The sequence below is a fragment of the Photobacterium lipolyticum genome (assembly GCF_003026475.1).
GTDB lineage: Bacteria > Pseudomonadota > Gammaproteobacteria > Enterobacterales > Vibrionaceae > Photobacterium > Photobacterium lipolyticum.
On record NZ_PYMC01000008.1, the window covers coordinates 115,625 to 141,579 of the forward strand.

The 25,955-nt window shown below is 48.1% G+C and carries 23 protein-coding genes; 11 read left to right on the top strand and 12 right to left on the bottom strand.

Annotated features, from left to right (window positions below; translation table 11 throughout):
- Positions 1–91: 91 nt before the first annotated feature.
- On the bottom strand, positions 92–2,008 hold the full coding sequence (locus tag C9I89_RS12610; RefSeq protein ID WP_107283708.1) for a methyl-accepting chemotaxis protein: 1,917 nt from the start codon (positions 2,006–2,008) through the stop codon (positions 92–94).
- Positions 2,009–2,185: 177 nt separating this feature from the next.
- Between C9I89_RS12610 and C9I89_RS12615 the strand changes: the two genes are divergently transcribed.
- Together C9I89_RS12615 and acnB are read left to right on the top strand one after the other, a co-directional pair.
- Entirely contained in the window at positions 2,186–4,492 is a 2,307-nt protein-coding gene (locus tag C9I89_RS12615) for a patatin-like phospholipase family protein (RefSeq protein ID WP_107283709.1), read from the top strand.
- A gap of 237 nt (positions 4,493–4,729) precedes the next feature.
- Positions 4,730–7,327, top strand: a complete 2,598-nt coding sequence (gene acnB, locus C9I89_RS12620; RefSeq protein WP_107283710.1) for a bifunctional aconitate hydratase 2/2-methylisocitrate dehydratase — start codon at positions 4,730–4,732, stop codon at positions 7,325–7,327.
- Between the two features lie 186 nt (positions 7,328–7,513).
- Here acnB and C9I89_RS12625 read toward each other — a convergent pair whose 3' ends face one another.
- Positions 7,514–8,668, bottom strand: a complete 1,155-nt coding sequence (locus C9I89_RS12625) for a glycerate kinase (RefSeq protein ID WP_107283711.1) — start codon at positions 8,666–8,668, stop codon at positions 7,514–7,516.
- A gap of 145 nt (positions 8,669–8,813) precedes the next feature.
- Between C9I89_RS12625 and C9I89_RS12630 the strand changes: the two genes are divergently transcribed.
- The 6 genes from C9I89_RS12630 to C9I89_RS12655 all read left to right on the top strand — a co-directional run bounded on the left by C9I89_RS12630 (position 8,814) and on the right by C9I89_RS12655 (position 15,094).
- Positions 8,814–9,182 carry a YacL family protein gene (locus C9I89_RS12630; protein ID WP_107283712.1) on the top strand — a complete coding sequence of 123 codons (369 nt, stop codon included), beginning with the start codon at positions 8,814–8,816 and terminating at the stop codon, positions 9,180–9,182.
- A gap of 189 nt (positions 9,183–9,371) precedes the next feature.
- Positions 9,372–9,710, top strand: coding sequence for a P-II family nitrogen regulator (locus C9I89_RS12635; protein ID WP_107283713.1), 339 nt, complete (start codon positions 9,372–9,374; stop codon positions 9,708–9,710).
- A gap of 58 nt (positions 9,711–9,768) precedes the next feature.
- Complete coding sequence (locus C9I89_RS12640; RefSeq protein WP_107283714.1) at positions 9,769–10,998, top strand: ammonium transporter; 1,230 nt, start codon at positions 9,769–9,771, stop codon at positions 10,996–10,998.
- 199 nt (positions 10,999–11,197) lie between these two features.
- The gene (locus tag C9I89_RS12645) at positions 11,198–12,211 is read left to right on the top strand and encodes a Fe(3+) ABC transporter substrate-binding protein (RefSeq protein ID WP_107283715.1); all 1,014 of its coding nucleotides are present in this window, start codon (positions 11,198–11,200) and stop codon (positions 12,209–12,211) included.
- Positions 12,212–12,425: 214 nt separating this feature from the next.
- Entirely contained in the window at positions 12,426–14,054 is a 1,629-nt protein-coding gene (locus C9I89_RS12650) for an ABC transporter permease (RefSeq protein WP_107283716.1), read from the top strand.
- On the top strand, positions 14,054–15,094 hold the full coding sequence (locus C9I89_RS12655; protein ID WP_107283717.1) for an ABC transporter ATP-binding protein: 1,041 nt from the start codon (positions 14,054–14,056) through the stop codon (positions 15,092–15,094). The genes C9I89_RS12650 and C9I89_RS12655 overlap by 1 nt, the downstream gene beginning before the upstream one ends.
- 73 nt (positions 15,095–15,167) lie before the next feature.
- Here the strand turns inward: C9I89_RS12655 and C9I89_RS12660 are convergent, their stop codons facing one another.
- Positions 15,168–15,773, bottom strand: a complete 606-nt coding sequence (locus tag C9I89_RS12660) for a TetR/AcrR family transcriptional regulator (RefSeq protein ID WP_107283718.1) — start codon at positions 15,771–15,773, stop codon at positions 15,168–15,170.
- A 226-nt stretch (positions 15,774–15,999) separates the two neighbouring features.
- On the opposite strand from C9I89_RS12660, the gene hpt reads away from it, so the two are divergent.
- The gene (gene hpt / locus C9I89_RS12665; RefSeq protein WP_107283719.1) at positions 16,000–16,533 is read left to right on the top strand and encodes a hypoxanthine phosphoribosyltransferase; all 534 of its coding nucleotides are present in this window, start codon (positions 16,000–16,002) and stop codon (positions 16,531–16,533) included.
- 60 nt (positions 16,534–16,593) lie between these two features.
- On the opposite strand, the gene can is transcribed toward hpt, so the two are convergent.
- On the bottom strand, positions 16,594–17,250 hold the full coding sequence (gene can, locus C9I89_RS12670; protein ID WP_107283720.1) for a carbonate dehydratase: 657 nt from the start codon (positions 17,248–17,250) through the stop codon (positions 16,594–16,596).
- A 97-nt stretch (positions 17,251–17,347) separates the two neighbouring features.
- Between can and C9I89_RS12675 the strand changes: the two genes are divergently transcribed.
- Together C9I89_RS12675 and C9I89_RS12680 are read left to right on the top strand one after the other, a co-directional pair.
- Positions 17,348–18,271 (top strand): ABC transporter ATP-binding protein, encoded by a 924-nt coding sequence (locus C9I89_RS12675; protein WP_107283814.1) that lies wholly within the window; start codon positions 17,348–17,350, stop codon positions 18,269–18,271.
- Positions 18,268–19,038, top strand: coding sequence for an ABC transporter permease (locus C9I89_RS12680; protein WP_107283721.1), 771 nt, complete (start codon positions 18,268–18,270; stop codon positions 19,036–19,038). The genes C9I89_RS12675 and C9I89_RS12680 overlap by 4 nt, the downstream gene beginning before the upstream one ends.
- A gap of 217 nt (positions 19,039–19,255) precedes the next feature.
- On the opposite strand, the gene panC is transcribed toward C9I89_RS12680, so the two are convergent.
- The 8 genes from panC to thpR form a co-directional block, all read right to left on the bottom strand.
- Positions 19,256–20,131, bottom strand: coding sequence for a pantoate--beta-alanine ligase (panC, locus tag C9I89_RS12685; protein ID WP_107283722.1), 876 nt, complete (start codon positions 20,129–20,131; stop codon positions 19,256–19,258).
- Positions 20,132–20,141: 10 nt separating this feature from the next.
- Entirely contained in the window at positions 20,142–20,936 is a 795-nt protein-coding gene (gene panB, locus C9I89_RS12690; RefSeq protein WP_107283723.1) for a 3-methyl-2-oxobutanoate hydroxymethyltransferase, read from the bottom strand.
- Between the two features lie 27 nt (positions 20,937–20,963).
- Positions 20,964–21,449 carry a 2-amino-4-hydroxy-6-hydroxymethyldihydropteridine diphosphokinase gene (gene folK, locus C9I89_RS12695; protein ID WP_107283724.1) on the bottom strand — a complete coding sequence of 162 codons (486 nt, stop codon included), beginning with the start codon at positions 21,447–21,449 and terminating at the stop codon, positions 20,964–20,966.
- Positions 21,446–22,858 (bottom strand): polynucleotide adenylyltransferase PcnB, encoded by a 1,413-nt coding sequence (pcnB, locus tag C9I89_RS12700; RefSeq protein ID WP_245905486.1) that lies wholly within the window; start codon positions 22,856–22,858, stop codon positions 21,446–21,448. The genes folK and pcnB overlap by 4 nt, the downstream gene beginning before the upstream one ends.
- A 103-nt stretch (positions 22,859–22,961) precedes the next feature.
- Positions 22,962–23,834: a tRNA glutamyl-Q(34) synthetase GluQRS gene (gluQRS, locus tag C9I89_RS12705; protein WP_170107697.1), complete on the bottom strand. Its 873-nt coding sequence runs from the start codon at positions 23,832–23,834 to the stop codon at positions 22,962–22,964.
- 240 nt (positions 23,835–24,074) lie between these two features.
- Positions 24,075–24,524: an RNA polymerase-binding protein DksA gene (gene dksA / locus C9I89_RS12710; protein ID WP_107283727.1), complete on the bottom strand. Its 450-nt coding sequence runs from the start codon at positions 24,522–24,524 to the stop codon at positions 24,075–24,077.
- 129 nt (positions 24,525–24,653) lie between these two features.
- Entirely contained in the window at positions 24,654–25,364 is a 711-nt protein-coding gene (sfsA, locus tag C9I89_RS12715) for a DNA/RNA nuclease SfsA (protein ID WP_107283728.1), read from the bottom strand.
- The gene (gene thpR, locus C9I89_RS12720) at positions 25,361–25,936 is read right to left on the bottom strand and encodes an RNA 2',3'-cyclic phosphodiesterase (RefSeq protein WP_107283729.1); all 576 of its coding nucleotides are present in this window, start codon (positions 25,934–25,936) and stop codon (positions 25,361–25,363) included. The genes sfsA and thpR overlap by 4 nt, the downstream gene beginning before the upstream one ends.
- Between the last annotated feature and the right edge of the window lie 19 nt (positions 25,937–25,955).

Here is a 25,955-nt window from a genome sequence, read left to right on the forward strand (position 1 = left end):
TCGTATTCTGAAAAAGGAGCCATAAGGCTCCTTTTTTTTGTCGGAAAAACAGAGACGAGGGACGAGTTTCTAGAAAACTCGCCCCTGCTTTTTAAAGCTTAAACGTCCCCACCATTTCATCCAGACGCTTAGACAGTTCGCGTAGAGACTGGCTTGAGTGAGCCAGTTCAGTCGCGGTATCTGCCGTGCGCTGGGTGGTTTCATTGATCTCTTCAATGTTGCGGTTAATATCGTTCACCACGGTCGATTGTTCTTCAGTTGCCGTTGCCACTTGGGTGTTCATATCTGAAATCAGCGTAATGCGATCGGCAATCGAGACCAGAGCCCCGGATGCCTCATCTGTCGCTGAAACCCCGTCAGAGGTCAGCTGGCGGCTCTGCTGCATCGCCGTTACCGCATTGCTCGCTTCTTCCTGAAGGCGGTTGATCATGGCTTGAATTTCATCGGTAGAATCTGCCGTGCGGCTGGCCAGGCTGCGAACTTCATCGGCAACCACGGCAAAACCACGTCCCTGCTCGCCGGCGCGTGCGGCTTCAATCGCAGCATTAAGCGCAAGCAGGTTGGTTTGATCTGAAATGCCACGGATCACATCTAAGATACTGCCGATAGCCTGGGTGTTGTTCGCCAGGGAGCCAATGACTTCGCTGACCTGCTCGACGTCGCCCGATAATTGATTAATGGTGTTTCGGGCCTGAGTCACGATGGCCTGGCCATTGTTGGTTTCTTCTTCAGCACCATGAGCGGCCTCGGCGGCTTGGGCCGCATTACCGGCTATTTCGTTAACGGTCGCCCCCATCTCATTAATGGCTGTAACAACCTGAATGGTGCGGTCGCGCTGGCTGTGGCTATTATCAAGCGTCATTTGTGATTGAGTCGCAACCGACTCGGCGGCATCCCGCAGGGCATTACCCGTTTCAGCGACTTCCTTGACCGAGTAATGGATTTTGCCAATGAAGCCGTTAAAGCCTTCTGCGAGCTGAGCAATTTCATCTTTACCATGAATCTCAATGCGGTGACGCAAATCACCTTCGCCTTCACCCAGATCTTTGAACACAGAGGCTAAGCGTTCGATTGGACGGGTAATATTACTGGCCAGCCAGATAGCGAGCAGAACAAAAATTACCGCGATAGCAGCCGTCCACATCATGATCTGGTTTCGGGCCTGGTTAAGGCCGGCAAAGGCTTCTTCTTTGGGCAGCTCAGCAACGACATACCAACCCATTGAGGGGATATAGCTGGTCGCCAGCAAGATCTCTCGTCCGCCAGCCTGAGATTCTGCAAAGTTAAAGCTGTCTTTGTTTAGCAGCTGGCGGGCAATATCCGAACCGTAGAGTTGGTTCAGGTTTGCCTTACCCATTTTTCCGCTGTCTTTATGCAGGCGGATCATGCCTTCGGCATCAGTCAGATAGACAAAACCGCTTTGTTCCAGTTGAAACTGATTAATGAACGTGACCATTTCATTTAATGATTTAGACAAGCCTGACATGCCTTGGCCATTAAGCTGCTGGAAGTTCACAAAGAGTTTTACGTCACCGTTGGCTTCACGAAAGACATTTAGCATCTTGGCATCACCACTGTTCTTGTAATCAAAGAACCAACCATCCTGTTGCTGATTCAGCTGGCGCAGAAATCCATCCTGGTTCCAGTAATGATTACTGCTCCGATCAGCAACAGAGGAGTCGACTAAGTTATATTGAATTCTGATATCATTCAGAATCTGAACTAGTTGCGCTTCTTGTTGAGGTGAACGGGCACCATTATAGAACTCGATAATAAAGCGGTTAGTGGCCAATTGCTCCGCAGCAGATTGTATAACCGCTATTTCTTTGTCGATAGTTTCTCTTATCTGGATCAAAGTGGCTGGAAGTTCCGATTCTAATAATCGTTCTTCGACCACATTACGGGCTTGGTTCTGGCTGATAAATCCTACCAGGGCCGTCGAAGCCAGCACGGCAAGAACTATCGCGAAGATCAGCTTTTGTTTTATGGTTAGTTGGTTGAACGTCATAATGATTAGTTACTTGTCTGTTGTAATATTAATAAGTAGCAATTCGCATCAGGGCGATTTGAACAGCGAAAGAAGTATTTGAAAATGTTCCAATCTTAATATTGTTATCATTAAGTAACCAATTGATATTACTTAATGTGATTGGTGTAAGTATTCAGCTCATGGATTTTAAAGAGAATGATATTTGTGAAGCCATCCCTGAAAAATCGGCGCTACGATGTATATCGGCCTAGTTGTTACATTACTTTAGTGGTTATTGTCACTTTTTGTGCATTGTTATCATTCCAGTCGTTAGCCGCAGATAGACCTAAAATAGGCGTGGCGCTTGGCGGTGGCGGCTCGAAAGGAGCTGCCCATATCGGGGTATTGAAAGCATTGGAAGAGATGCATATCCCGGTGGATTTTATTGCCGGAACCAGCATGGGCGCTTATGTCGGAGGTTTGTATGCCGCCGGGATGAGTGCTGATGAAATTGAGGCATTTATTGAAACCGTGGACTGGAGCTCTGGCTATCAGGATCGCGTGGTGCGCAGTGACCGGCGGGTAAGGGAAAAGCAGCAGGAAGATCGTTTTCAAATTAAGACGGATATCGGCTTTGAGTTTTGGGAACTGAAAGTGCCCAAAGGCTTTGTTCAAGGACAAAAAATGGGCGAGATTTTGCGCTCGACCTCTGGGGGACTACCCAAGTTTGAGAGCTTTGACCAGCTGGCGATCCCGTTCCGGGCGGTAGCCAGTGATATTGAGTCTTTGCAACCGGTGATACTGGCCAAGGGGGATTTAGCAGAGGCAATGCAAGCCAGCATGTCTATTCCCGGCGTTTTACCGCCGATGGAGTTAGACGACATGTTACTGGTCGATGGCGGTATTACCAATAACTTACCAATCTCGGTGGTAAAAGAAATGGGGGCTGACATTATTATTGCGGTTGATATTAGTAATGATTTTAAACGTCGTGATGAGTTGAATAATTACTTTGCCGTGATGGATCAGCTGACTGATTTTATGGTTCGCAATAATGCAATGCAACAAATCGCATTGCTGGGTGAGCGAGATGTCTTGATCCGACCTGATACCCAGGGTATTAAAACCATCGATTTTCAGCGTATGCCAGAAGCCTATGAGAGCGGCTATAAGACGACGATGGCAATGAAAGATCAGTTGGCTCATCTTGGTAGTTCGGTAACCTATCAAACCTACATCGAGAGCAAACAGCACCGCCGCCGCCAGTTGGAACATTTTGAGCAACTGCAGGTTGATGAAATTCGCCTTGCCAACCATAGCCAATATTCAGATGAGGCGCTGCTTAAGCGCCTGGAACTCGAATCAGGAGCAACTATCAGCTCGGAAGAGCTGGCTGGCAGCGTCCGTAATCTTTATGCGTTGGATCGTTTCGAGCGGATTGATTACAGCATTGAAAAAGAGCACGGTAAAAATGTCGTGGTACTTGATGTGCAGGAAAAAAGCTGGGGGCCTAACTTTGTTGATTTACGCTTTGCCCTCGAAGACGACTTTAAAAACACCACGGATTATTCCCTTGGTGTGGCGTTTAATGTCACTGGCTTAAGTGAGGCCGGGGCCGAGTGGCGAACCGAGCTGGAATTCGGAACGGATAAAAGGGTGGCAACGGAGATGTATCTGCCCTTTATCAGCGATCAGAAATGGTTTGGTTTGCTCGGTGCCGAGTATGAGATCAGCCATAAAAACCTGGCGTCAAATGAGGATGAGCCGTTGTTGCCTGATATTGATAATTTTATATCCGCGGAATATACCAATACAACGCTGGATGCGTCATTAGGCTGGCAGCCAGAATTGTGGCAGGAGGTACGCTTAGGCTACCGCTATATTGTAGGCGGTGTCGTTTTTCCGGGTTTTTTGGATGAGATACTGGGAACCCTGTCGCGTAACAGCCGGGTGGGGTACATCAACTATAATCTCGATACGCTGGATGACTATAGTCTGCCTAGTCATGGTAATTTACTGAAAGTAGAATTTGCCGTTTCAGATGATAAAATTGACTATTATGGCGAGTCAATCAGTGATATTGCCTTCCATGTCGATGTGGCATGGAAAGGGGCTTATACCTATCAGCGCCATACTATCATGGGAAAAGCGGAGTATGGTCGGGTCAAATCGGATGAAGATCTTCAGCTGGAACCGGCAGAGCTGGGGGGATTCTTGCACCTTTCTGGCATTCCGAAAAACAGTCTTTCTGGTAATAACAAAATATTTTCTGCCGCGATCTACCGCTATCGTCTGATGGATAATGACTTTGGCCTGTTTAAATCGCCGGTCTATATTGGCGGCTCGCTCGAATGGGGCGGGGTGTTCAATGATAATTCGTTGCCTTTTTATGAGGTGCCAAAATACTGGGCGGGTAGTATTTTTAGCGGCATTAAAACCCCTGCAGGGCCGTTAATTCTGGCCTATGGCCGAACCGAACAAAATTTCAGTTCTTTCTATCTGTTTTTTGGCGGAGCATTCTGAACATCGGAGTTGTGGCGGCTAATTAGCTGAAAATATGAATAATGTGAATGTTGTAAAAAGAGAGTGGATTTTAATTTTAAGTTAAAACTGGTAAGGTGGGCGAACGGTTTTGATTTCTTCTGCACGCATTTGGATCTGAGTTTGAGAAACAATACAGCGCGCATGATGAGAGGAGATCAATCACTTCCAAGGATGTTTGACCAATTAAGGTTAAACCGTAAATAAGAGGAATATGTCGTGCTTGAAGCCTACCGTAAACACGTCGAAGAGCGTGCAGCAGAAGGGATTGTCCCTCAGCCATTACATGCTGAGCAGGTTGCCGCTCTGGTCGAGTTGTTAAAAAATCCGCCAGCGGGTGAAGAATCTGCACTGCTTGATCTGCTGGAAAATCGTATTCCCCCGGGCGTAGATGAAGCTGCTTATGTTAAAGCGGGCTTCTTAGCCGCCATCACTCAAGGCGAAGCGGTCTCTCCTATTGTTAGCAAAGAAAAAGCCGCAGCGCTTCTTGGCACCATGCAGGGTGGTTATAACATTGAACCACTTATCTCTCTGCTTGATGATGCCGAGCTTGCTCCTATTGCTGTTAAGGCGCTTTCTCACACCCTGCTGATGTTTGATTCTTTCTATGATGTCGAAGAGAAAGCCAAAGCGGGTAATGACTTCGCTAAGCAAGTTATTCAGTCATGGGCTAATGCTGAGTGGTTCCTGTCTAAGCCGGAACTGGCAGAAAAAATCACGCTGACAGTCTTCAAAGTGACGGGCGAAACCAATACCGATGATCTCTCACCCGCACCGGATGCCTGGTCTCGTCCGGATATCCCACTTCATGCCTTAGCCATGCTAAAAAATGCCCGTGAAGGAATTGAACCGGATCAACACGGCTCAATTGGGCCAATTAAACAAATTGAAGCTTTGCAGGAAAAAGGCCACCAGTTAGTTTACGTGGGTGACGTTGTGGGTACCGGCTCATCGCGTAAATCGGCGACTAACTCCGTGCTTTGGTTTATGGGCGATGACATTCCATATGTACCGAACAAGCGCGCCGGTGGTTATGTGCTGGGCGGCAAGATTGCCCCCATCTTCTTTAATACCATGGAAGATGCGGGCGCATTGCCTATCGAAGTCGATGTCACCGCACTGAATATGGGTGACGTGATTGATGTTTATCCATTTAAAGGTGAAGTTCGCCATCACGGCAGCGATGAAGTGGTTTCGACGTTTGGGCTGAAAACCGATGTACTGATTGATGAAGTCCGTGCTGGTGGCCGTATTCCGCTGATCATCGGGCGTGGGTTGACAGATCGTGCACGCCAGTCACTTTCTCTTCCTGCTTCTGATGTGTTCCGCCGTCCTGGCGAGGTAGCAGATACCGGCAAAGGTTATAGTTTAGCGCAGAAAATGGTGGGTAAAGCCTGCGGTGTTGAAGGCGTTCGTCCGGGCACCTACTGTGAGCCTAAGATGACAACGGTTGGTTCGCAAGATACCACCGGGCCAATGACCCGCGATGAACTGAAAGACTTGGCGTGTCTCGGTTTCTCTGCCGAACTAACCATGCAGTCATTCTGCCATACCTCGGCTTATCCCAAACCCATTGATGTAAAGACCCACCATACGTTACCTGATTTCATCATGAACCGTGGCGGCGTATCACTTCGTCCGGGGGACGGTGTTATCCACTCCTGGCTAAACCGTATGCTACTGCCTGATACCGTCGGTACCGGTGGTGACTCGCATACCCGTTTCCCGTTAGGTATTTCATTCCCTGCCGGTTCTGGTCTGGTGGCATTTGCTGCAGCAACCGGTGTGATGCCGCTTGATATGCCTGAATCGATCTTGGTTCGCTTTAAAGGTGAAATGCAAGAAGGTATTACCCTGCGTGATTTAGTGCATTCCATTCCTTATTACGCGATTCAGCAAGGGCTGTTGACCGTAGAGAAAGCGGGTAAGATCAATGAATTTTCTGGTCGGGTACTGGAAATTGAAGGTGTCGAACACCTGACGGTTGAACAGGCCTTTGAGCTGTCTGATGCATCCGCTGAGCGTAGTGCGGCAGGTTGTACCGTGAAGCTCTCCGAAGAATCTATTACGGAATACCTAAACTCTAACATCGTGATGTTGAAGTGGATGATCGCTGAAGGTTACGGCGATCGTCGTACCATCGAGCGTCGCGTTACGGCGATGGAAGAGTGGTTGGCTAATCCTGAGCTAATGGAAGCTGACAAAGACGCGGAATATGCACACGTTATCGACATTGATTTGGCTGAGATCAAAGAGCCGATTCTTTGTGCGCCAAACGATCCGGATGATGCGCGTCTGCTGTCTGATGTTCAGGGAACACAGATTGATGAAGTGTTCATCGGCTCCTGCATGACCAACATCGGCCACTTCCGTGCCGCAGGTAAACTGCTTGAGAAATTCGGCGGCCAGTTAGAAACCCGCCTATGGGTGGCTCCGCCAACCAAGATGGATAGAGATCAGCTCACCGAAGAAGGTTACTACGGTATCTTTGGCCGCGCCGGGGTGCGCATTGAAACCCCGGGTTGTTCGTTATGCATGGGTAATCAGGCGCGTGTTGCCGATAACGCGACCGTGATGTCGACATCAACGCGCAACTTCCCGAACCGGTTGGGTACGGGGGCCAATGTGTATCTTTCTTCTGCTGAACTGGCAGCTGTGGGGGCGATCCTTGGCCGTATTCCAACGATGGAAGAGTACCTGGAGTATGCGAAGCAGATTGATGCAACAGCCGCTGATACCTACCGTTACTTGAATTTCCATCGTATGGAAAGCTACACCAAGAAAGCGGATGATGTGATTATCCAGACGGCAGTGTAGAGGTAACAGAGGCGAGGGACGAGTTGCTAGATCCGAGACATTACTTGTTTCGTAATCATATTGGTCCGTTCCGAGGCCATTTAATAAGAAAGAGCAAGCGATGAGCTTGCTCTTTTTCTTGATGTGGTGGCTTACCCTTTTTTCTCGAATCTCGAATCTCGAATCTCGAATCTCGAAACCGAATGGTTACTTTTTTCCTATCACAAACATGGCTGCGACATTACGCGCTGTCATCTGGACATTGAAAGCGGCCTCGTTCAGAGCATCACTCAGTGCCATGGCACGAGGAGCGACACTGAAGACGGCATCAATACCGTGGTCATACACCACATTACAGTCATGCGATAAACAGCCTGCAATAGCGATCACCGGAAGGTGAAATCTTTTCGCGGTACGAGCAACACCGATCGGCGTCTTACCGTGAATGGTCTGGCTGTCAATGCGGCCTTCACCAGTGATCACCAGATCGGCATCAGAGACAATTTCACTTAAATTCACGGCATCCATCACGATATCGATACCGGGGCGCAGACTGGCATTCAGCAGGCCAAGCAGTGCGGCACCTAAGCCTCCGGCGGCTCCTGCCCCTGCCATCTCTTTCACATCTCGCCCGAGTCGCGTTTTGATGATCTGTGCGTAGCGAGCCAGATTGGCGTCAAGTTGCTCTACCATTTCAGGTGTCGCACCTTTTTGCGGGCCAAAGACATGTGAGGCACCTTTGGGACCACAAAGCGGGTTATCGACATCGCAAGCCACTTCGAGTTTTACGTCTGCCAGACGAGGATCTAAGCCGGACATGTCAAGGGTTGCCAGGCGAGCCAGTGCGCCACCACCGTAGCCAATTTCCTTGCCGTCAGCATCGAGCATTTTGATCCCGAGAGCCTGCGCCATACCGATACCACCGTCATTCGTCGCACTGCCACCGATCCCGACAATAATATGCTCGACCCTTTTATCCAGTGCCGCTTTGATCAGTTCGCCAGTACCAAAGGTGGTGGTTTGTAAAGGGTTTCGCTGTTCCGTTGGCACAAGATGCAGGCCGGATGCGGCAGCCATCTCGATGATTGCGGTTTTGCCGTCACCCATCAGGCCGTAGAAACCTTGCACCTGCTCGCCGAGCGGCCCCGTGACGGGGTGCTCAACAATCGAACCATTGGTAGCATCAACCAGAGACTGAACCGTGCCTTCGCCGCCGTCGGCCATCGGTAATTTATGGTATTCGGCATCGGGCAGTACTTGACGGAAGCCCGCTTCAATCGCCGTCGCGACTTCCATCGCCGTCGCGACTTCCATCGCCGTAAGGCTTTCTTTATACGAATCAGGTGCAATAACAATTTTCATCGTGATAAGTCACTTGGGTATATGATCTGCATGGCATGCTCAACAAATTATCGTGCAATGGCCGCATTCAGTTGCAATCTGGGCTCAGATCCTGAAAATGTGCGAACTTCAACACACCTTACATTACCAGATTTTGAGGATAGCTATGGACTACGAATTTAAGAAAAATACCCTGGACGGTAGCTATCATGTGATTTTTTCGATGGGCCATGAAGCGCTGGGGCGCTGGTTACTGGAAGAAGTCGGTAAAGACTTTAATAAGATGGATATGATTGAGGCCCAGATTGGTGCGCTAAAAAACAGCACCAAAGAATGGCGTATGCTGGGTGAAGACCTCTCACTGGTACTGCAGGATAACGAGGCTTTAGTACAGGCTAACTGCATGTTTTCAGAAGATGATGATGAGTTTGAAGAAGACATGCATTTTTATGACGAAGAGAGTATGTCGTTGTGTGGTTTTGAAGATCTTGAGCAGGTTTTGCATGCCTGGCGTGCATTCGTGACTCGCTTTTAAGAGGTTTCGTTAATTCTCTTCTTTTTTGCATCCTTTCAGTGAAAAGGCCGCACCATATCGGTGCGGCCTTTTTCGTTTATTCTTCTGTGTTTTTTTAAGTTGTTGAATTTAATTGTTTTTAAAACTTGGCATAAAGCTTGTTAATTAACTTATGTAAATCAGAAGGAATTTGAATTTAAGGAGCAGGCGATGAAATTGATTAGCGCAATTATTAAACCCTTCAAACTGGATGATGTTCGTGAAGCACTATCGGATGTTGGTGTTGAGGGGATGACAGTCTCTGAGGTTAAAGGATTTGGCCGTCAGAAAGGGCATACCGAACTATATCGCGGCGCCGAATATCAGGTCGATTTTTTGCCGAAGGTAAAGCTGGAGATTGCGACTCAGAGCGAGAACCTTGATGCCATTGTTGAGGCAATCACTAAAGCGGCGCAAACAGGGAAGATTGGTGACGGCAAAATTTTTGTTTATGACCTGGACCATGCTGTGCGCATCCGTACCGGTGAGACAGATCTCGAAGCGCTTTAAGCATTGTTCTTAAGTAATGGAATAAATACCAATCTAGTGGTTATAGAGGAAGACGACAATGGAACTAACAACGACGGTAACAGAGCTGCGTTATGCGCTCGATACATTCTTTTTCTTGATGTCAGGGGCGCTGGTTATGTGGATGGCGGCCGGATTTGCCATGCTCGAAGCGGGTTTGGTGCGATCTAAGAATACGACTGAAATTCTGACTAAAAACTTTTGCCTGTATGCGATCGCCTGCACCATGTACTTGATTGTCGGCTATAACATCATGTACCTCGAGAACGGGGAAGGCGGCTGGTTACCCTCCATTGGAGCCTTAATTGGTAGCCAGGCGGAAGGCGCAGATCACTCGCTGGAATCTGATTTCTTCTTCCAGGTGGTCTTTGTTGCAACTGCGATGTCCGTGGTATCCGGTGCCGTTGCTGAACGAATGAAATTATGGTCGTTCCTTCTTTTCGCTGTCATTTTTACGGCTTTTATCTACCCAATGGAAGGTTACTGGACCTGGGGCGGCGGCTTTCTGTCTGAAGCGGGTTTCAGCGACTTTGCCGGCTCAGGTATCGTCCACATGGCAGGTGCCGCAGCCGCTTTAGCGGGGGTACTGCTGCTGGGTGCTCGTAAAGGTAAATATGGCAAGAACGGTGCAGTTCACCCGATCCCTGGTTCAAATATGCCACTGGCAACGCTGGGTACGTTTATCCTGTGGTTTGGCTGGTTTGGTTTTAACGGCGGTTCGCAGTTGATGCTATCTGACTTTGAAAATGCAACAGCGGTTGGTCAGATTTTCTTAAACACTAACGCCGCGGCGGCTGCTGGTGCGATAGCCGCGATAGCGGTATGTAAAACAACCTGGGGTAAAGCGGATTTAACCATGGTGCTGAACGGCGCGTTGGCGGGGCTGGTTGCGATTACCGCCGATCCATTGTCACCATCCCCGATGGCTGCCGTGAGCATTGGTGTCGTTGCTGGCGTGTTGGTTGTATTCAGTATCATCGCCTTTGATAAAGTAAAAATTGATGATCCAGTCGGTGCAATTTCAGTGCACGGTGTGTGTGGTTTCTTCGGCCTGATGGTGGTGCCATTTAGCAATGCGGACGCAACATTTGGTGCTCAGCTACTCGGTGCGGTGGTTATCTTTGGCTGGGTATTTGCGGCAAGCTTGGCGCTATGGGGTGTGCTGAAAGTGACCATGGGTATCCGGGTCACGGAAGAAGAAGAGCTGGCAGGTATGGATTTACATGACTGCGGAATTGATGCCTATCCAGAGTTCGTTACCGTGAAATAAATTCACCTTAACCTACGAAGAGTGGAGAATAAGAAACGAGTAACATATATCTCATTCACAACTTTAATAAACGCTGCCAACTGGCAGCGTTTTTTTTGTTGAAATCTGTCTTGATGGATTGTGTTGTTGAAGTGCTTTAGTATAATTGAGTGATACTGATAACTATTATCATTACATTTTGTATTAGAGGGTTTGTTCGATGAAAAAGTTGTTGGCTTCGGCAATTTTGTTTGGTTTGGCTGTGCCTCAGGTAGCGATTGCTGCCGAAGAAGTGAATGTTTACTCTTACCGTCAGCCTTTCTTGGTTGAGCCTATGTTCAAAGAGTTCACTCAAGAAACCGGTATTAAAGTAAATGTGAAGTTTGCAAAAACAGGCCTGACGGAAAAGCTCCAGCAAGAAGGCGAATACAGCCCGGCAGATGTTGTTCTGACAACCGATATCAGCCGCTTGGTTGAACTGTCTGATAAGCACCTGGTTCAGTCGGTTGATAGCAAAGCTATTGAAGCGAACGTTCCTGCACAATACCGCGACTCTGAAGACGAGTGGTTTGCCCTGACGCTGCGTACACGTAATGTTTACGCATCCCGTGATCGTGTCGGTCACCTGCCTGCCGATTTTGATTATGCCGATTTAGCGAACCCTGAGTGGAAAGGTAAGATCTGTACCCGTTCTGGTAAGCACCCGTACAATGTGTCACTGGTTTCTTCGATGGTTGCCCACTACGGTGAAGCGGAAGCAAAAGAGTGGCTGGAAGGCGTTAAAGCCAACCTGGCACGTAAGCCGCAAGGTAACGATCGCGCTCAGGTGAAAGCGGTTAAAGAAGGGCTGTGTGATCTGGCTATTGGTAACAGCTATTACCTTGGCAAGATGATCAACGACGAGAAGCAAAAGCCGTGGGCTGAGTCTGTTTACATTGAATTCCCGGGGCAGAAAGCGAACGGTACTCACGTTAACGTCAGTGGTATGGCGATGGCAAAATACGCGCCAAACAAAGAAAATGCCCAGAAGCTAATGGAGTTTCTGACGGACGATAAAGCACAGCAAATGTATGCGGAAGTTAACTATGAGTACCCGGTAAAAGCCGGCGTTAAACGTTCTGAGCTGGTAGCGTCCTGGGGTGACTTCAATGCAGACGAGCTGTCGCTGGAAAAAGTGGCTGAGTACCACAGTGCCGCCATCAAGCTTCTGGATGAAGTGAAGTTTGATCTGTAAGTTGTAAAGGGTACTAATACTTTTTCAAATAAATTATGAATAGTTGAAGCTCCTAAACATGTCATCCCGGAATCGAGGAACGAGATATCCGGGATCCAGCTCTAACCGTGTGCGCTATAGATTCCGTATAAGTTCGTACCTCACTTTACGGAATGACAACGCTTGGTGGCTGAACTCGTCAAAACTTCTTTGATGAAGTATTAAGTAGTAGACAATGAAACAAAAATATATGTTTTGGCAAACCAGTGGCTGGGTATTATCCCTGCTGCTGGTTTTTCCCATTTTAGCCATCTTCTATACCGCGATGGGAGAATCCGATGAGGTGTTCTCTCATTTAATGAGCACGGTAATGGGCACCTATACTGCCAATACCTTCTGGCTGGTAACTGGTACCGTCGTGCTGGCCTTGGCTTTTGGTTTGCCGGCGGCCTGGATCATGGCAATGTGCCGAATTCCTGGCGAAAAAATTCTTCAGTGGGCCTTAGTGCTGCCTCTGGCAATGCCAGGATATATCATCGGTTACATCTATACCGACTGGTTTGATTACGCCGGGCCGATACAAATTTTTCTGCGTGACTTTTTTGGCTGGCAAAGCACGCATGACTACTGGTTCCCAGATATTCGTTCGTTAGGCGGTGCTTGTCTGATACTGGCATTGGTTCTTTATCCTTATATTTACCTGTTAGCCCGGACGGCATTTATGGAGCAGAGCGTCACCTTGCTGCAATCGGCAAGACTGTTGCGTTGCTCGCCGTGGGAAAGTTTCCGTCGTATTTCACTGCCTTTAGCACGTCCGTCAATTGCGGTTGCGATATCGCTGGTTGCTATGGAAACGCTGGGTGATTTCGGAACCGTCAGCTATTTTGCGCTGAATACATTGACGACGGCGGTATATGACACCTGGCTGGGTTATTCCAATTTAAATGCGGCCGCTAAAATATCAGCCATTATGTTGCTGGTGATTTTTCTGCTGATCAGTGCCGAGCGTTTTAGTCGTCGCAAACAGAAACTATTCCAGCAGCAATCTGAGCACGGTGACGATGTGCGCTATCAGCTATCGGGCAGGAAAAAATGGCTGGCAATAGTGTGGTGTTGGGGCTTGGTGGGGTTTGCTTTTGCTTTTCCTCTAACGCAGCTGACTTATTATGCCTGGCACTATTTTTCACAGAGCTGGACGGCAGAATTCCAGCAGTACAGTTTAAACAGTTTATTTGTTTCGCTTGTCGCAGCTTTGTTTGCTGTTGTTCTGGCTTTGATTGTTAACTTCTACCGCCGACTGGATGGCCATAAATATTCTGTCGTGCCGACGCGGATGGCATCACTGGGTTATGCGGTGCCGGGGACGGTGTTAGCAATTGGCGTGATGATCCCGCTGACATCGGCTGATCATCTGTTAAATGATGTGGCGCGTTTTCTTGATTTAGGCCGCCCGGGATTGGTGTTTTCCGGAACGATGTTTGCCATTATTTTTGCCTTTGTTGTCCGTTTCGCCGCTGTCGCTATTGGTAGCATTGAAAGCAGTTTAGCTAAGATCCCGCCGTCATTAGACATGGCTTCGAAAACCATGGGCTATGCCTCAACGGCAATGTTGCGCCGTGTGCATTTACCGCTGATCCGTCGCGGTTGCCTGATTGCGGGTTTGCTGGTGTTTATTGAATCAATGAAAGAGCTCAATGCCGCCTTGCTGTTACGGCCGTTTAACTTTGAGACATTAGCAACCTATGTCTTTAACTTCGCCTCAGATGAGCAGTTAGAGCTTGCGGCTCTGCCTGCGATTTTATTGGTCTTTGTTGGCTTGATCCCACTGGTGATGGTTAACCGTTCTCTGGAGCAGAAACACTGATGAGTAGTGCATTATCCGTTCATAATTTAACGTGCCGCTATAACGGCCAGGCGGTATTACAGAACCTCTCGCTGCCTGTCGAAGATAATGAGATCGTCTGCCTGCTGGGGGCGAGTGGTTGCGGTAAAACAACCTTGCTCAAGGCGATAGCCGGCTTGTTGCCATTGGACAGTGGTGAGATACATATCAATGGCAGAACCATAGTTGATGCAACAACTTGCTTACCGCCAGAAAAGCGTAATATTGGAATGATTTTCCAGGATTATGCGTTATTTCCCCATCTGACTGTGGCTGAGAATATTGCATTTGGTCTGCGAGACTGGAAGCCATCACGGATTAAGGCCAAAACTGAGGAAATGCTGGAGCTGGTTCATCTAACCGGTCTCGATGACCGCTATCCGCATCAGCTGTCGGGAGGGCAGCAACAGCGGGTCGCGATTGCCCGTGCATTAGCGTGCGAGCCTGATCTGATTTTACTGGATGAGCCGTTTTCGAATATTGATACTCAGGTGCGCCATGGCTTGATCCGCGATATTCGCCGGATCTTCAAAGCACAAGGCGTAACCGCGATTTTCGTGACCCACAGCCGCGAAGAAGCGTTTGCTTTTGCCGATCGTTTAGCGGTAATGAATAATGGTGTGATTGAACAATTTGGTTGCGCGACTGACCTGTATTACCGCCCAAGCAGCCGTTTTGTTGCAGAGTTCTTAGGTACGGGCTCTTACCTGCCTGCGACGGTGAAAAATGACAGTCATTTATTCACGCCATTCGGTGATATTGAATTCAAAGCTGACCATTATTATTGCCCGGAGACGAATGTTGAATGGTTATTGCGCCCACAGAATTTAAAAGTGCAGCGCGAGAATAATGGCGAAGGGGTGATCACCGAACAACAGTTCATGGGGGATAACTGCCGTTATACGGTGGATTTCCAGGGCCATAGTTTAGTGGTCAATTCACACTTGATCCTCCAGGTTGGCGATAAAGTTTCTGTCAACATTGAACCGCATGATCCGGTGGTATTTGCGACCGCCTGCTAGCGCTGGTAAAGTTTTGATTAAAAAGTAAAAAGGCCAACATGATGTTGGCCTTTTTTATCGAGTATTAAATCTGTCACGTCGGATAGACGGTGTCGAGATAGCTTTGTGCCTGTTCACGCATTTTGTCTTGATCCGGATGGCGGTTGGCCTGAAGGTAAAGAATATAACAAATGCCGTGCAGCAGATGGGCAAGATCATCAGGCGTTTTATCAGCCGCTAGTTCACCTTTTTCAATCCCCTGAGCAAAGATGTCAGTGACACGTTTCAGGCTGCTTTTGTTGCCACTTATATACTGCGGCCAGATTTCTTCGCGTACCGAGGTACTCCACTCAAACCATACCTTCAGCCAGTCTTGCTGCTCGATAACGGCATCAATGAGATTATGGGTAATGCCGGTTAAACGGGCATGAAGGCTCGTATCTTGGTCTTCCAGGCATTGTGTCAGCAGTTGGCTGAAACGGTTTTCTACCTGAACAAGCACTTGTTCGACTAATGCTTCTCGGGTCGGAAAGTAGTTAAACACAGTGGCAACCGAAACGTTTGCCATTTCAGCGATATCGGCATGCCCAGCTCTGCCAATACCACGTCGTGCGAAGACGTCTAAGGCAAAATCGAGAAGTTGTTGTTTCCTTTTTTCCGGAGATAAACGAGTGCGAGTTTTCTTTACTATCGTATCCATAGTTGCTTGTTCCCTAGCCGTAAGTATTTATAAGTTTTATGTATTTCTTTTTTTGTATAACTTTACAGCAGCAATGGATATGCATCAAATCTTACTTGGAAGAAGTGTGTCGTATAATTGACACTATCTATAAAATAACTATTACGTTGAATGAGTGTTAGAATATGGCTTCTTTGTGATGTGTAGCCTACAGGCGGCTGGCGTGGTCGTACTGATGGAGAAAAAGATGAAACATACCGTTGAAGTAATGATTTCTGAGCAGGATGTTCAGGCACGAGTAAAAGAGTTAGGAAAGCAAATTACCGAGTGTTACAAGGATTCTGAAAACCTTGTGATGGTCGGTTTGTTACGTGGTTCTTTTGTTTTTATGGCCGATCTGGCGCGTGCCATTGAACTACCTCATGAAGTAGACTTCATGACTGCATCAAGTTACGGCAATACCATGGAAAGTAACCGTGATGTCCGTATCCTGAAAGATCTGGATGATGACATCAAGGGTAAAGATGTTCTGCTGGTTGAAGATATTATCGATACCGGTAATACCTTACATAAAGTTTGTGAAATTCTTGCCCTGCGTGAGCCAAACTCTATTCGTATCTGTACTCTGCTTGATAAGCCCGAGCGCCGTGAAGTGGACGTGAAGGTTGACTGGTTTGGTTTTGTGATCCCGGATGAGTTTGTTGTCGGTGTGGGTATCGACTACGCACAGAAATACCGCCATTTGCCTTACATTGGTAAAGTTGTACCGTTGGAAGATTAATACTAATGACCGCGTAAAGCGTTATTCTAAAAAAGCGACCAAAGGTCGCTTTTTATTGGCTTATGATTCTTTCGGTGCGAGCAGTGCTGACATGGCGGCTTGGTAGGTGTCTTCCAGTGATTCCCGACTGTTTGCGTTGACGGCGAGATCGCGGAGAACGCCATCGTTGATCCCGTAGATCCAGCCATGAATTTTGATCTCCTGGCCACGTTCCCAGGCCTGTTGCAGGATGGTGGAATTGCCCAGGTTATAGACCTGCGTGGCAACATTGATTTCGCACAGTTTGTTATCCCATTCTTCAGCGGATAATCCGCTTAAGTCGTTGCGATGCTTTAAATACAAATCACGAATATGCAACAGCCAGTTGTTGATCAGCCCTAAGGGAGGATTCTCAATGGCGGCTGTTACCCCACCGCAACCATAATGACCGCAGACAATAATATGTTTGACCTTCAGGACGTCAACGGCATATTGCACTACAGAGAGGCAATTCAAATCGGTGTGGACGACCTGGTTGGCCACATTACGGTGAACAAACAATTCTCCTGAATCCAGCCCGGTCAGTTGCTCTGCCGGAACCCGGCTATCAGAACAACCAATCCAAAGATATTCCGGGGATTGTGCTTCTGCCAGATGAGAAAAGAATTCTGGCGTTTCTTCCTTAATGCTCTCTGACCAAGAGAGATTATTTGCAAATAACTGCTTAATTTCTGCCATGATGATGCCTTAATCTGATAGATTCTTTACTATACACAAACTGGGCTAATAGCAAATCGGATTAGTTGTAATTTTTCTAACATCTATGTTGCATTTTATGAACGCATTAGAAATTTCAAGTTTAAGTAAAACCTATAAAGGTGGCGTTAATGCGCTGAAAAATATGAGTTTATCTGTCAAGCAGGGTGACTTTTTTGCACTGCTAGGCCCTAATGGTGCCGGTAAGTCGACCACCATTGGAATAATAAGTTCGTTAGTTAACAAGACATCAGGCAGTGTGAAGGTCTTTGGCTATGATCTGGATACCCAGCTGGTTGAAGCCAAAAATCAACTGGGTCTGGTGCCGCAGGAATTTAACTTCAACCAGTTTGAAACGGTGGAGCAGATTGTGGTTAACCAGGCCGGTTATTACGGTGTGGAAAAATCATTAGCCAGAGAGCGGGCTAAAAAGTATCTTTCACTACTTGATCTCTGGGGCAAGCGTCATGAACGGGCTGGTAGCCTGTCAGGGGGGATGAAGCGCCGGTTAATGATTGCCCGTGCATTAATGCATGAGCCTAAGTTATTGATCCTGGATGAGCCAACCGCCGGGGTTGATATTGAATTACGTCGTTCAATGTGGACATTCCTGCGAGAGATCAACCGTCAGGGGGTGACTATTATTCTGACCACTCACTATCTTGAAGAAGCGGAAATGTTATGCCGCAATATTGGCATCATTAATCATGGTGAGCTGATTGAACATACCACCATGAAAGATCTGCTCGGCAAACTGGAAGTTGAAACCTTCATTCTGGATATTCAGCTCAATGGCCATAAACCCCAGCTTGATGGCGTGAACTGGAAAATGCCGGATAACCACACCCTGGAGATCGATATTCATAAAGGGGCCGGTCTGAACCAGCTGTTTGGCCAGCTAACGGCGCAAGGCATTGACGTGCTTTCAATGCGTAACAAGGCCAACCGGCTGGAAGAGTTATTTGTTACCCTGGTGGCACACAGTAAAGGAGAGCGATCATGAGGCAGCAGTACTGGATTGCTTTCCAAAGCCTGATCACCAAAGAAGTACACCGTTTTACCCGCATCTGGGTGCAGACACTGGTACCGCCTGCGATCACGATGACGCTGTATTTCATTATCTTTGGCAACTTGATCGGGAGCCGTATCGGTGAGATGAACGGCTTCAGCTATATGGAATACATTGTACCGGGCCTGATCATGATGTCGGTGATCACTAACTCGTATTCGAATGTCGCCTCGTCATTCTTCAGTGCCAAGTTTCAGCATAATATTGAAGAGCTGTTAGTCGCCCCGGTGCCGAATTACGTCATTATTGCCGGTTACATTGGCGGTGGAGTTCTGCGTGGCTTGATCGTCGGCTTTATCGTGACGGTCGTTTCACTGCTGTTTGTCGATCTGAATATTGCTCACTTTGGGGTGATTGTCGCGACAGTGCTGATGACGTCGATTGTGTTTGCGTTGGGTGGGCTAATTAATGCGATATATGCTCAAACCTTTGATGATATAAGCATTATTCCTACCTTTGTGCTAACGCCACTGACGTATCTCGGTGGGGTGTTTTATTCGATCAGCCTGTTGCCGGAATTCTGGCAAGGGGTATCGAAGCTGAACCCGATTGTTTATATGGTCAATGCGTTTCGCTACGGCTTCTTAGGGGTCTCTGATGTCGGGATCGGTACATCATTCGGCGTATTAACCGTCTTCATCACATTCTTGTATGGGGTTGCTCATTACCTGATATCGCGCGGTATCGGCCTCCGCTCGTAGTAACTATTCATCTCATTGCTATTTCGCCCAATACCGGCATCGAAAGTGCTCATTTATACTAACAAACTCCGCGCTTTCTCTTTGTTCTTGAACGAAATAGCTTAAAGCTGAACAGCTACGGAATTGTGTGGGGGGGAGGAAAAGTCTATTCGGTGCGATCAAAAAAGGCCCTGCTTATCGAGCAGGGCCTTTTTGCTAATCAGAATCAGCTAGCGGGTTATTCTGCAGCTGTCGGTTGTGGCGGCGTCAGATCGACAACCAGGTTATCAATCAGACGTGCTTTACCTAATTGAGCCGACATCAGGATCACCGCCTGTTGAGTTTCCTCGGTGATAGCTTGCAGGTTTACGGCATCACGGATGTAGCTCTCATCAGGTAGCAAGCCTGCTGCACGCAGCTGATCATTGGCATCAACGATAAGCTCTGCATAATCGGTACGGCCACCGCGCATCTGACTGCTGATCCAGCGCATGGTGCGAGCGAGTACCGGCGCGCGTTGACGTTCGTCAACGGTCAGGTAGCCATTGCGAGAACTCATTGCCAGGCCATCCATTTCGCGCACTGTCGGCACACCGATAACCTCAACGTCCATCGCCATATCTGTCACCATCTGGCGGATAAGGGCCAGTTGTTGAAAGTCTTTTTCGCCAAAACAGGCGACGTCTGGCTGGACGATGTTAAACAGCTTGGTCACGACAGTGGCAACACCGCGGAAATGACCAGGACGCAATGCGCCTTCAAGTATTTGCGATAAGCCGGGTACATCAACGAAGGTCTGGCTATCTAACCCTTGCGGATACATGATTTCTGGCGTTGGGGTAAATACCAGCTCAACACCTTCACCGTTCAGTTTCGCCAGATCATCTTCCAGGGTGCGGGGGTAGTTATTGAGATCATCCGCTTTGTCAAACTGCATCGGGTTAACAAAAATACTGACAACAACGACATCCGCGTGCTCACGGGCTTTACGAACCAGAGTCAGGTGACCGTCATGAAGATTGCCCATGGTTGGAACGAAAGCGATACGACGGCCTTCACGACGCCATAAGCGGATCTGCTCTCTGAGCGGGGCGATCTCGGCGAATGTTTGCATCTTTTATTCCTTACTCAAAGGTATGTTCTTGGCCAGGGAAAACCCCTGCTTCAACGTCTTCTCGGTATTTAGTCACAGCGGTACGCATATCACCGGTTTCGGCCAGGTAGTTCTTCGAAAAACGTGGCATGTAATTAGCTGAAATACCGAACATATCGTGCATAACCAGGATTTGGCCATCAGTAGCATTACCTGCACCGATACCAATTACCGGTACTTCTACCGCCTTGGTGATGCGTTCTGCCAGGCTTGCAGGAACACATTCCAGCAAAATGATTTGCGCCCCGGCATTTTTCAAAAGGATAGCATCTTTTACCATCTGCTCAGCGTGGTCGGAGTCACGACCTTGGACTTTATAACCGCCGAAAATATTGACTGATTGCGGAGTCAGGCCCAAGTGGGCACAAACCGGTACGGCACGTTCAGTTAATTTGGTAATGGTTTCGGCCAGCCAGGATCCGCCTTCCAGCTTGACCATGTTGGCACCCGAACGCATCAGCTCAGCGGCGCTTTCACAAGCTTGCTCAGGGGTGCTATAGCTCATAAATGGCATATCAGCCATCAGTAATGAGTTCGGGCTACCAGCACGTACACAGCGGGTGTGGTAGGCGATATCTTCTACACTTACAGGCAAAGTATCAGGTTTACCTTGCAGTACCATTCCTAAAGAATCACCAACCAGTAAAACTGGAACTTCCTGCTGCTCAAATAACTGAGCAAAACTTGCGTCATAGGCTGTTACCGACGCGAATTTACGACCTTCTTGCTTCCATTTCATCAGGTCGTTGATTGTTATCTTTTTCATAGCTTCTCCCTCACCCTGATCAATGGACTACGATTGCCAAATGGCTAAGCCATTGCGGTCTACCTGAGCTAACAGCTGTTGCAATGCTGTGTTGTCAGGCAGAATCAAATCAGGGGTAATTTCGGCAAGAGGATAAAGTACGAATTCACGTACTTTCATTCCATAGTGTGGAACGGTCAGACGTTCACAGTGATGCACTAGATCGTCATATAAAATAATATCGAGATCCAGCGTTCTTGGCCCCCAGCGTTCATCTTTGCGGACACGGCCATGCTCAAGTTCGATGGCCTGCGTTTTATCCAGCAAGTTCAGCGGGGATAATGACGTGTCAATGGCGACCACGGCATTGATGTAATCCGGTTGATTCTGCGGTCCCATTGGGGTGCTGCTGTAGAGTGAAGAGACAGCAACAACCTCAATGTCCGGAATCTGTTTCAGTGCCGTGATAGCGCTGTTGGCCTGGGCAACAGGGTCACCCAGGTTACTGCCTATGGCAATATAAGCTCGAATCATGATGGTGACTTAGCTTGTGGTTTCTTGCGGTGCTGCGGACGGCGGCGGCGAGGACGACGACTGCCGCTACCATCATTTATTTGCAGCACCATCTTGTTGCGCTGTGCGCGGTCAGCATTCTGAAATTCATTCCACCAGCTGGCCAGCGCCGCAATATCATCGCCTTCAAACTGCCCGCGCATTTCCAGGAAATCATAGGACGCACGGAATTTAGGGTGCTCTAATGTTTTGAAAGCACGCTTGCCGGTACGGCGGTTGAAGCGAAGTTGCTGCTGCCAGATATCACGGATAGTGGTGGTGTGGCGGCGTGGGATCGCAATGGTCCGGACCTGTTCATCCAAAATATCGTTCGCAGCGACCATAAAGGCATCGTAGAAGGCTAGGCCACTAGCAAATGAAATCTCTTCAGCTCGGGTCGTTAGCGGATACCACAGCATGGCGGCATACATAAACGCAGGATTAACCCGCTGATCATTGGCAATACGCGCATCCGTTGCGGCCAGAATGTGTTCAATCATCTGCTCTGTCTGGCTGCTGTGATCTTCTGTGAAGTGATCAGAGAGGATCGGGAACAGCTGCTGGAACAGGTTGTGCTGGCGCAGTAACTTATATGTTTCCAGCCCCTGGCCGGCTTGCAATAGTTTAAGGCTTTCCTCAAACAAGCGAGCAGAAGGGATATCACGTAACAAGGGTGCTAGCTGCTCAATCGGCGCCGCGGTTGTGGCGTCAATGTCCATATCCAGTTTCGCGGCAAAGCGAACGGCACGCAGCATACGGACGGGATCTTCACGGTAACGGGTTTCAGGATCACCCATCAGGCGAATGATGCGATTGTTCAGATCATGGATCCCGTTGGCGTAGTCTCGTACGGTGAAATCTTTGATGCTGTAATACAGGGCATTGATGGTGAAGTCGCGACGTTCGGCATCTTCATCTATGGTGCCGTAGACATTATCACGCAGCAGCATGCCTTCCTGACTTTGTGAGGAAATCTGCTGTTTGTTTTTTGCATCTTGCTTATCTTTGACGTCTGGTTTAGCTTTGACGTCAGGTTTTCTTTGGGGATCGGAGTGGTGTCCACGGAAGGTGGCAACTTCAATCACATCACGGCCAAACAGAATATGCGCCAGACGGAAGCGACGACCAATCAAACGGCAGTTACGAAACAGATGCTTAATCTCTTCCGGCGTGGCGTTGGTCGCGATATCAAAATCTTTCGGCTGTTTGTTTAGTAAAATATCACGTACGCCTCCCCCGACAAGGTAGGCGTCAAACCCCGCTTTATTCAGGCGATAAAGTACCTTCAGCGCATTTTCGCTGATAGCGTTACGGGAAATGCCGTGCTCTTGGCGTTGAAAAATTTGCAAGGTTGGTTCCTCGTTGACGCGCGTACTACTGTCGCGATTCAATACTTTACGGCAAAAGCTGGCTACTCGATTAAAGATAATACACCTCATTTTCGTGCATCTGGTTCAACAAACAGCCGCATATGATATATCACGGCGAGCCATTTTAGAATGCTAGAGTGATCGCAGTGGTTTGAGGCAGGTTATCAATATCCCAGTTATCAACGCCCCACTGCAAAATTTCAGTCATGCTGGCATTGATTAAATCAGCCGGTGGAGCCATACCCAAAAAGGTCATGGCATTTATTAAAGCCGGTTTGGGGTGGTCTTTATCAATGGCCGGTGCATGGTTCTGTTTGGATAACTTATTCCCATTGTCTGTCACTGCAAGGGGTAAATGCAGGTAACTGACTTCAGGTTGCTTTAAGTAGCGATACAGGCTGATTTGACGTCCCGTCGGTTCAATTAAATCAGCCCCCCGAACCACCTCGGTCACACCTTGTTCAATATCGTCAAGTACGACGGCTAAGTTGTACGCATAGAGGCCGTCACGACGGCGGATAATGAAATCTTCCTGCGCCAGTGCGGCCGGGATCTCGATGCGGCCATGTAATTTATCAACAAAGTGAGTGATAGGTGTGTCAACTTTAAGTCGAACCGAGCAATGGGTTGCGAGGTAGTTGAGTTCGCGACAAGTTCCTGGATATAAGCCACCGGCAAGTTTAATTTGTTTACGGGTACATTGACAGTAGTAAGCGGTGTGATCACTTAACCAGGCATCAATTTGTGCCTGATAAGCGTCGTGACGCTGGCTTTGATACATTACTTCGCCATCCCAGGTTAAGCCATAAGCTTCTAACGTACGCAGGATGTCGTCTGCTGCGCCGGGTATTTCCCGGGGCGGGTCAAGATCTTCTATGCGTACCAGCCATTGCCCTTGTTGTGATCGGGCTTGTAAATAGCTGCCTAAAGCGGCAATCAGGGAGCCGAAATGCAGCGGTCCTGACGGAGAAGGAGCAAACCGCCCAACGTAGTGAATGTCAGTGTTCATAAATAAATAAAAATTGTCACTCTTCACGCATGATGATTTCGCTCAAGGTAAAAGGCGAAACCGAAATGGACGCAACAGCAATAACATTAACCGAGGTAATTAATCATATAACTTTCAGTGGATTAATTCGATTGATGTATGTTCTATAAAACCAACTTGCCGCGGGTATAATGAAAGAAGGAGCTTTCGCTCCTTCTTAAAGTCAGTCGCCGAATAATACCTGAGGTATTAGCCTGCCATCTGCTTTTCTTTGATTTCCGCAAGTGTTTTACAGTCGATACAAAGATCGGCGGTTGGTCGCGCTTCAAGGCGACGAATACCGATCTCAACACCGCATGAATCACAGAAACCAAAGTCATCGTCTTCAATACGCTGCAGCGTTTTTTCAATCTTCTTGATCAGCTTACGCTCACGGTCACGGTTGCGTAGCTCTAAGCTAAATTCTTCTTCCTGTGCGGCGCGGTCTACTGGATCCGGGAAGTTTGCGGCTTCATCCTTCATATGGTTAACCGTGCGATCAACTTCTTCACGAAGCTGGTTACGCCAGGCATCAAGAATTTTATGGAAGTGCTCTAGCTGAGCTTCACCCATATATTCTTCGCCGGCTTTTTCCTGATACGGCTGAACTCCGGCAATAGCCAGGATGCCTAGCGATTTTTTAACGTTGCTCTCTGGCATATAGCATCTCCTAATATACCTAATAACCGTCACTGGTTAATTTGGGGCGGTATCTATAGCAGAAAGGGTTATGCGTGGCAATTGCTGCATATATTCAATTTTACACCAATGTGAAGAATGCATCATTTTTCAGCGTTGTCGGTGAAAATCTATACAGTCAGTTAATATGAGCTCATCCTGGCTTGGTGTAGCTTTGTAACAGATGATCTCAACGCCGGCCTGTTCTGCCTGTTTGATTAAATGATAATAGTCCGGGTCTATATGGTGCGCCGCCGTGATATTTTCAATCCCTGAATGCAAAATAGCGAAAAAAAGCACTGCGCGCTGACCATTTAGGGCTACTTCGGCCAATTCTCTCAGATGCTTCTGACCCCGGGTGGTCACAGCGTCGGGGAAATACCCCCGGCCGTTGTCTAATAAAGTGACACTTTTTACTTCAATGTAGCAAAGGGGTTTATCTTCAGCTTCTAATAGAATATCTATCCTACTGTTTTCGCTACCATACTTTACTTCTGTTCTGAGTGATGAATATCCTTGTAATTCTGTGATGATATTCCTGTTTATCGCCTCTTCCACCAGACGGTTGGCTCGGGCAGTATTCACACATATCCAATGACCGGCTTTTGTCTCGGTTAATTCCCAGCTATGTGGGTACTTTCGTTTAGGGTTATCGGATGTTGAGTACCACACCGTGCTGCCTGGCTCGGCACAACCTGTCATGGCACCGGTATTAGCACAATGGATAGTACAGATTTCTCCGCTAGGCAATTCTATATCGGCCAAAAAGCGTTTATAGCGCTTGATAAGCGTAGCGGATTGTAACGGAGGAGCAAACTTCATTTGGATTCCTTGTCAGGTTGCGATAGCGGCCATTGTTGAAGGCAGCGGTAACGTACCCCCGAGCCATGGGGTGTCTGTATCGCTTCAGAGATATACAGGCCAAAGTGTCGAAAATCAAAGTGTAAATCCGGGGAGGCGGGCAATGACTGCGGTGGGCGGCGGACCTGTTTTTTCAGCGTGATATGGGGACGATATGGCCTGTCCTCCTGTTGCAGGCCTGCTTTTATAGCCGCTTGCTTCAGCTCTGAAGCCAATGTTAACAAGGGGAAGGGCGGATTATCACTGTCCAGCCAGATAATTTTATTGCGTTTTCGGTAATTAAGCTGCGAGTAGCTGACAGAAAATGCCGGGATCGTCGTGAGTTTACCGGTGTAATTGATCAAGGCTTGTTTCTGCTTTGCCGTGACGGATCCGAGAAAGGCCAGCGTGATGTGAAGATTGCGTTCCGGAACGTCTCGTCCATCACACAGAAGATCTTGCTTTAACTGGCACAGTTGGCGAAAACTGGATTGATTGGTGCCGTTATGGTGTAAATCTAAAGCGAAAAATAGCCGTTCAGTTATGTCACTCATTTGGCCTCGATATCTTGTA

Excerpts from the sequence above, each read along its gene's own strand:
- C9I89_RS12610 (WP_107283708.1), bottom strand. The coding sequence starts at position 2,008 with ATGACGTTCAACCAACTAACCATAAAACAAAAGCTGATCTTCGCGATA.
- C9I89_RS12615 (WP_107283709.1), top strand. The coding sequence starts at position 2,186 with ATGATATTTGTGAAGCCATCCCTGAAAAATCGGCGCTACGATGTATAT.
- C9I89_RS12625 (WP_107283711.1), bottom strand. The coding sequence starts at position 8,668 with ATGAAAATTGTTATTGCACCTGATTCGTATAAAGAAAGCCTTACGGCG.
- C9I89_RS12630 (WP_107283712.1), top strand. The coding sequence starts at position 8,814 with ATGGACTACGAATTTAAGAAAAATACCCTGGACGGTAGCTATCATGTG.
- C9I89_RS12635 (WP_107283713.1), top strand. The coding sequence starts at position 9,372 with ATGAAATTGATTAGCGCAATTATTAAACCCTTCAAACTGGATGATGTT.
- C9I89_RS12640 (WP_107283714.1), top strand. The coding sequence starts at position 9,769 with ATGGAACTAACAACGACGGTAACAGAGCTGCGTTATGCGCTCGATACA.
- C9I89_RS12645 (WP_107283715.1), top strand. The coding sequence starts at position 11,198 with ATGAAAAAGTTGTTGGCTTCGGCAATTTTGTTTGGTTTGGCTGTGCCT.
- C9I89_RS12650 (WP_107283716.1), top strand. The coding sequence starts at position 12,426 with ATGAAACAAAAATATATGTTTTGGCAAACCAGTGGCTGGGTATTATCC.
- C9I89_RS12655 (WP_107283717.1), top strand. The coding sequence starts at position 14,054 with ATGAGTAGTGCATTATCCGTTCATAATTTAACGTGCCGCTATAACGGC.
- C9I89_RS12660 (WP_107283718.1), bottom strand. The coding sequence starts at position 15,773 with ATGGATACGATAGTAAAGAAAACTCGCACTCGTTTATCTCCGGAAAAA.
- hpt (WP_107283719.1), top strand. The coding sequence starts at position 16,000 with ATGAAACATACCGTTGAAGTAATGATTTCTGAGCAGGATGTTCAGGCA.
- can (WP_107283720.1), bottom strand. The coding sequence starts at position 17,250 with ATGGCAGAAATTAAGCAGTTATTTGCAAATAATCTCTCTTGGTCAGAG.
- C9I89_RS12675 (WP_107283814.1), top strand. The coding sequence starts at position 17,348 with ATGAACGCATTAGAAATTTCAAGTTTAAGTAAAACCTATAAAGGTGGC.
- C9I89_RS12680 (WP_107283721.1), top strand. The coding sequence starts at position 18,268 with ATGAGGCAGCAGTACTGGATTGCTTTCCAAAGCCTGATCACCAAAGAA.
- panC (WP_107283722.1), bottom strand. The coding sequence starts at position 20,131 with ATGCAAACATTCGCCGAGATCGCCCCGCTCAGAGAGCAGATCCGCTTA.
- panB (WP_107283723.1), bottom strand. The coding sequence starts at position 20,936 with ATGAAAAAGATAACAATCAACGACCTGATGAAATGGAAGCAAGAAGGT.
- folK (WP_107283724.1), bottom strand. The coding sequence starts at position 21,449 with ATGATTCGAGCTTATATTGCCATAGGCAGTAACCTGGGTGACCCTGTT.
- dksA (WP_107283727.1), bottom strand. The coding sequence starts at position 24,524 with ATGCCAGAGAGCAACGTTAAAAAATCGCTAGGCATCCTGGCTATTGCC.
- sfsA (WP_107283728.1), bottom strand. The coding sequence starts at position 25,364 with ATGAAGTTTGCTCCTCCGTTACAATCCGCTACGCTTATCAAGCGCTAT.
- thpR (WP_107283729.1), bottom strand. The coding sequence starts at position 25,936 with ATGAGTGACATAACTGAACGGCTATTTTTCGCTTTAGATTTACACCAT.